Here is a 6,378-nt window from a genome sequence, read left to right on the forward strand (position 1 = left end):
CATCCCCTTCCTCGACTTCGACCAGGACATCCGCCGCGTCATCTACACCACCAACGCGATCGAGTCGATGAACCGCAACCTGCGAAAACTCATCAAGACCAGCGGGCACTTCCCGTCCGACGACGCCGCGATGAAGATGCTCTACCTCGGCATCCGCAACATCGAGGGCCGGCACATCGACGGCAACGGCCGCGTTCCCCAAGGCCGCATCCGCGGCACCGGGACCCTCGGCTGGACCAGGGCCATGAACCAGTTCAAGATCCGGTTCGGCGACCGACTCCCGCTCTGACCAACATCAACCGACAGTAACCACGGCAGGAACCAGGACCACAGAGCACAACACCGATCACACACAGACCAGTTGACATCCCCGCCGAGAAGGCAGGTCGACAAGTGCGCTCCGCGCCGCCACGCGACGCGGGTCACGATCAGCAGAACCGCCAGAGACAGGATGGGCATGACAGCCAGTGCAGGGGTGCTGAGAGGGACGGGGGAGACACAGACGGCCAGCACCAGCAGGGCCAGCACGCCGGAACCCCAGATCGGCAGGGTAGGCGGTGTCCACGTGTCGATCACTCGCGGATTCGGCTGGCGCCGCCGTGTGGGTCCCAGCAGCTGACCAGCCACCGATGTCGCGCTCTGGTCAGGGCTGCGTAGCAACAGCGCGGTGTTGATCAGTTCCACCATGTTGTCGGGGAGCAGCGGCCTGGGGAGGCCGGCGGTCTCGAAGGTGTCCTCGACGATGTCCCTCGCGGACATGCCCCGTCCCACTGTCCAGTGGTGTCCACGGCTGAGGCCGATGCTGACCTGCGTCCCGAGCTCACGCCGGTCCCTGGAGACGGCGTTGGCCAGCGCTCGTATGAACCGCTCCCGTGCCTTGGTCGCCTCGGCCTCGGCGCGCTCCCGTAGTTCGGTAGGTAGCTTTGGTGTGGCTCCCAGTTCATCGAGTGCTGCTTCGGTGAGCCGCTCCACGGTGGCTTGATTGGTCTCGCGCCACTGCTGTGTCTCTGTGGTGGACAGGCGCCGCTGGATTTCCTGAGCGTGGTTGTCCAGTCGGTCCTCCGCGTCCTTGGTTAGGTCGACCATGTCCCTTAGGGCGGTATCAGTGAACGTCTCCGGCGCGTCGGAGCAAGTCGCGAGAATCGAGAAGGAGACGGTACAGCTGTCGCCGTCATGGCGGACCGTGTACTCATAGCTGAGCTGTCGGCGTGGTCTGCTGTCGTCCCCCCGGAAGAGTGAGAAGAACTGCCGTACCGTCTCTTCATCTAACAGGAACCGGGCCTCCACGTACGGCTCTGAAGAGGGGTGTGCCGACGGGTAGAGTTCACGAATGCTCAGGGGGCGTCGCCGAGGAGCAGGATCCGACGGGCCAAGCCAGTGACCGAGGTAGATCCGCTGATCATCGATGGCGGTTACGGTGATCTCGTAGTTCCGTCTCACCGTCAGTGACACGGCGTCCTCCTGATGATGCGTGGTGGCCCGTTCTTCGACTTTCCCATGATGAGAGCTTGCGGAGCTGTTACTGAGCTTGTAGCTGTGGTGTCGTCAGTTTGAGTCCGGTTTCGGTGAGACAGCCGTCGATGGTGTCGCTGCGGTACTGGATTTGGCGGAGTCCGTGTCGTAGCGCACGGATGAGGTGGTCGGCGTCGGTGAAGGCGGTGTTGGCCTGGAATGGCGCCAGCAGCGGCTTGATGACGGGGATCTACGTCCCGAGTGCGCGCAGATGCTCCGGCCTCAAGTCGGCTCGGACGCGCATGACTCGGGGCCGGTGACGAAACCTGCCGTACTCGCGGGGACGGAGCTGATCGGCTTCGATCTCCACGACGACCTCGGCCACCACCGGCAGATACCGGATCGGCTCGGACCCGGGCAGACCGCCAACCATCCCAAACAACAACGCCTCGGTTTCCCCGGCTGGGTGAAGGAGTACGACGAGATCGCGGCGCACTGGATGAGCCAGAGGCAGGCTGACCCCGACGGCGCGAAGACGCCCGTCGGCTCCGGGCAGGCCCAGGACCAGGCACTGGGTACCGGGCGTTCGGCCGCTGACCCCCAGGACGACGGCCTCGCTCGTGTGCATCTGCCGCCACTTCAGCCACCCCGAGGCGTGGCCGGCCGCGTAAGCGCGATCCGGCTTCATCACCACGCCTTCGACAGCGAGAGGGCCACCGACCCAGCCGAGCGCGGTCTCCACGTCCGTGGTGACCGGGACGGGCCGGATCGCCGGCGGCCCATCCCGCAGCAGACCCAGAAGGTGCTCACGCCGCTCCTGGTAGGTCCGGGGGCGGAGGTCGGTGTCGCCGACGGCCAGGGCGTCGAAGACGGCGAGGTGGACGGAGAAATCCGCGCCGGGGCGCGCGCCGCGGCCGGACCGTGACTGCAGACGGGCGAACGCCACCTCACCGCTGTTGAGGACCGCGACGAGCTCGCCGTCCAGAACGCAGTCGGGCAGTTCGCGCGAGGCCTGGGCGATGTCGCTGAATCGGTCGGTGAGGTCGGTCCCGTGTCGGCTCCACAGCCTCCCGGCCCCGCACCGGATCTGGCAGCGCCAACCGTCGAGCTTCGCCTCCAGGAAATTCGGCGTGAGGATGCGATCGACCGGCTTACACAGGGCCAGAGGGAGCGGCAGGACGAGGCGTGTCATGGGCCACCCGTTCCCCAGGGCGGACCGGGACAGTGCCGCGCACCCACGGTTCGCCCGCGCGGCCGTACGCCGCTGACCTGGACATTCACCCGTGCGAGGGACGTGGTGCCCCACAGGTCGCGTGTTCGAACATTCGTTCGGTACTGTGGGAAGAGGCATCTGGCCAAAGTGGCTGGAAAGGGGTGTTGGGGCGATCGGAGGTGGGTCATGGACGCAGGCGTGCACCTCCACGTCGCCAGCGGCTACTCGGCCCGCTACGGAGCCTCCCACCCCGGTGACCTGGTGCGACGGGCTGCGGAGCGGGGTATCGGCACGCTCGCGCTGACCGACCGGGACACCGTTGCCGGGGCCGTCCGTTTCGCGAAGGCAGCCGCCGCGGCCGGTGTGCGGCCCGTCTTCGGTGTCGACGTCGCGGTCGAGCCTGCGGCGCCAGCGAAGCCGGGGCCCACCGTCCTCCCTCGGACGCCGGTGCGTGGCGGTGCGTACGTGGTGGAGCCGGCGCTGCGGGTGACGCTGCTGGCGCAGCATGCCCAGGGGTGGGCACGGCTCTGCTGTCTGGTGTCCGCCGCGCACGCGGGTGCGGCGGGCGGGCCGCCCGTGGTGTCCTGGGCGACGCTCAGTCGGCACGCGGGCGAGGGCGGCCTGACGGCGATGCTCGGGCCGATGTCGGAGCCGGTGCGTGCGCTGGCGGCCGGGAGACCGGACCTGGCCGAGCAGCTCATCGCGCCCTGGCGCGAGATCTTCGGGGACGACCTGCGGCTGGAGAGCGTGTGGTGGGGGCTGTCCGGTACCGGAGCGGGCTCGCTGCGCCTGGCAGCCCGTACGGTCGGGCTGGCCGACCGGCTCGGGATCCGCGCGGTGCTGACCAACGCCGTCCGCTACGCCGATCCGGCCCAGCACCGGATCGCCGACGTGCTCGACTCGGCCCGGCTACTGCGCCCCATCGACCGCCGGCGGCTGGACTGCGGGGAGCGCTGGCTGAAAGACCCGGATGCGATGCGGGCGGCGGCGCAGCGGATCGCGGAAGCCAGCGGCGGCGGGCCGGGCCGGGCGGCCGCGCTGCTCGCGGAGACAGCCCTGACCGGCGAGGCCTGCGTCATCGATCCGGTCGTCGACCTCGGGCTCGGAAGGCCGCACTTCCCCGAGCCGCAGGTGGTCGGGGCCGGCCCGGCGGCCGGGGACGCGATGCGGCTGCTGCGGCAGCGGTGCGAGGCCGGGATGAGCGCTCGGGGCCTGGACCGTGACGAGCAGGCGCTCGCGCAGCTGGAGTACGAACTCGGTGTGCTCGGGCGCATGGGCTACGAGGGGTACGTCCTGGCGGTCGCGCAGGTCGTTGCCGACGTGCGCGCGATGGGGATTCGCGTTGCGGCCCGGGGCTCTGGCGCCGGGTCCATGGTCAACCACGCCTTGTTCATCGCGACGGCGAACCCGTTGGAACACCGTTTGCTGTTCGAGCGCTTCTTGTCCGAGCGGCGGACCTCGCTGCCGGACATCGACCTCGACGTGGAGTCGGCGCGCCGGCTGGAGGTGTACGACAGGATCTTCGAGCGGTTCGGGCCGCAGCGCGTCGCCGTCACTGGGATGCCCGAGACCTACCGCGGCCGCCAGGCCCTGCGCGACACCGGACTCGCGCTCGGCATCCGCCCCCAGACCGTGGACCGGATCGCCAAGAGCTTCCCCCACATCCGCGCCTGCGACATCCGCACCGCCCTCGCCGAGCTCCCCGAACTCAAGGCGCTCGCCGCCGAGGCCGCCGAGTTCGGCCCGCTGTGGGAACTCGCCGAAGGCCTCGACGCCCTGCCGCGCGGCTACGCGATGCACCCGTGCGGCGTGATCATCTCCAACATCTCCCTGCTGGACCGGCTGCCGGTGCAGCCGACCCCCGGCGGCTATCCGATGGTCCAAGCCGACAAGCACGACGTCGAAGACCTCGGCCTGGTCAAGCTGGACGTCCTGGGCGTGCGCATGCAGTCAGCCATGGCCCACGCCGTCGGCGAGATCCGCCGCACCACCGGCCGCCAGCTCGACCTCGACAGCCCCGACCACGTCGACCTCGGCGACGAGGCGACCTTCGAGCTGATCCGCAGCGGGAACGTACTGGGCTGCTTCCAAATTGAGTCAAGTGGGCAGCAGGACTTGATCTCGCGTCTCCAGCCCCGGCACATGCAGGACGTCATCGCCGACATCTCGCTCTTCAGGCCGGGACCGGTGGCCGGGGGAATGCCGGCGAGGTTTATCGCCGCACGTCACGGCGTTGAGCAGCCTCACTACCCGCACCCGGACCTGGTGTCGATCATGGACGACACGTACGGGGTCGTCATCTGGCATGAGCAGATCATGCAGATCTTCTCCAGGATGACGGGCTGCGACCTCGCCGCCGGCGACGTCGCCCGGCGAGCCCTCGCCGACCCCGCGCGTCTCCCCGCAGTCGAGACGTGGTTCCGCGCGGCCTCCGGCGCCCACGGGTACAGCGCCGCAGTGGTCGACGAGGTCTGGAACGTCGTCAAAGAGTTCGGGGCCTACGGATTCTGCCGGGCTCATGCAGTTGCCTTCGCGGTCCCGGCGGTACAGTCGGCCTGGCTCAAGACGCACCACCCGGCCGCCTTCTACGCCGGTGTCTTCGAGCACGACCCGGGTATGTGGCCCAGCCGCGTCCTGGCCTCAGACGCCCGCCGCAACGGCGTTCCCGTGCTCCCCGTCGACGTGAACGCCTCCCGCCCCGAGCACAGCGTCGAGCGCACCGACACCGGGTGGGGGGTGCGGCTCGCGCTGGCCACGGTGCACGGGATCAGCGAGGCCGAGACCGCCCGGATCGCAGCCGGCCAGCCCTACACCAGCCTCCAGGACCTCTGGCAGCGCGCCCGCCCCAGCCTGCCCCTGGCCCAACGCCTCATCCAGATCGGCGCCCTCGGCCCCCTCCAAGGCGACGCGACCCGCCGCGACCTCCTGCTGCAGGCCACCGAACTGCACCGCCACTTCCGCCAGCGCACCACCACCGACGGTCAGCTCCCCCTCGGCGAGGACCTCGTCACCGCAGGCGCGAGCGGGCTGCCCGAGATGACCCGCCGCGAAGCCCTGTCTGCCGAACTCGACGTCCTGTCCATCGACGTCACCCACCACCTCATGGACCACCACCACCGACTCCTGCGCGAACTCGGCGCCACCGACGCCAAACACCTCCAAGCCCTCCACCCCGGACAGCGCGTCCTCGTCGCGGGCGTCCGCGCCTCCACCCAGACCCCGCCCATCCCCAGCGGGAAACGCGTCATCTTCGTCACCCTCGAAGACGGCTCCGGCATGGTCGACGTCGCCTTCTTCGAGGACTCCCACGACGCCTGCGCCCACACGATCTTCCAGTCCGGACTGCTCCTGGTCCGCGGCACCGTCGAACGCCGCGGCAACCGGCGCACCGTCGTCGGCGAGATGGCCTGGAACCTCGAAGACGTGGCCCTCGCCCGCCGGGATCACGGCCCCCAGGCAGCCCTCGACCTCCTCGGCCGCACCACCCCCGCACCCACCCCAGCCCAGGACACTGGCCCGCGCCCCGGCCGCACGCTGCCCGACGGAACCGCGGGGGCTCGCATCCACGCGTTCGCTGATCTTCAGACCGCAGGGACCAGGTCGGCAGATCTGCGCCGTCTAGGCCGTGTCTGATGGCTCTTTGATGAGGTCGCGGAGCCAGATCACGATGGCTGCTGTGGCCAGGGTTCCGTTGAAGATGTAGTCGCGTTTGT

3 protein-coding genes are annotated in these 6,378 nt (G+C 69.4%); 2 read left to right on the forward strand and 1 reads right to left on the reverse strand.

The genetic code is table 11. The annotated features are described in order from the left end of the window. Nucleotides 1-289, forward strand: a 289-nt coding sequence (locus ACIBEA_RS43845; RefSeq protein WP_399270061.1) for a transposase, incomplete at its 5' end; no start/stop codon positions are given. 1,413 nt (nt 290-1,702) lie between these two features. Here ACIBEA_RS43845 and ACIBEA_RS43850 read toward each other — a convergent pair. Further along, a complete protein-coding gene (locus ACIBEA_RS43850; RefSeq protein ID WP_399270063.1) occupies nt 1,703-2,644 on the reverse strand; it encodes a hypothetical protein in 942 nt (313 codons plus the stop codon). Between the two features lie 207 nt (nt 2,645-2,851). On the opposite strand from ACIBEA_RS43850, the gene ACIBEA_RS43855 reads away from it, so the two are divergent. After that, nucleotides 2,852-6,298 (forward strand): DNA polymerase III subunit alpha, encoded by a 3,447-nt coding sequence (locus ACIBEA_RS43855; protein ID WP_399270065.1) that lies wholly within the window; start codon nt 2,852-2,854, stop codon nt 6,296-6,298. The last annotated feature ends 80 nt before the right edge of the window (nt 6,299-6,378 follow it).

The organism is Streptomyces sp. NPDC051555, assembly GCF_044454405.1.
GTDB lineage: Bacteria > Actinomycetota > Actinomycetes > Streptomycetales > Streptomycetaceae > Streptomyces.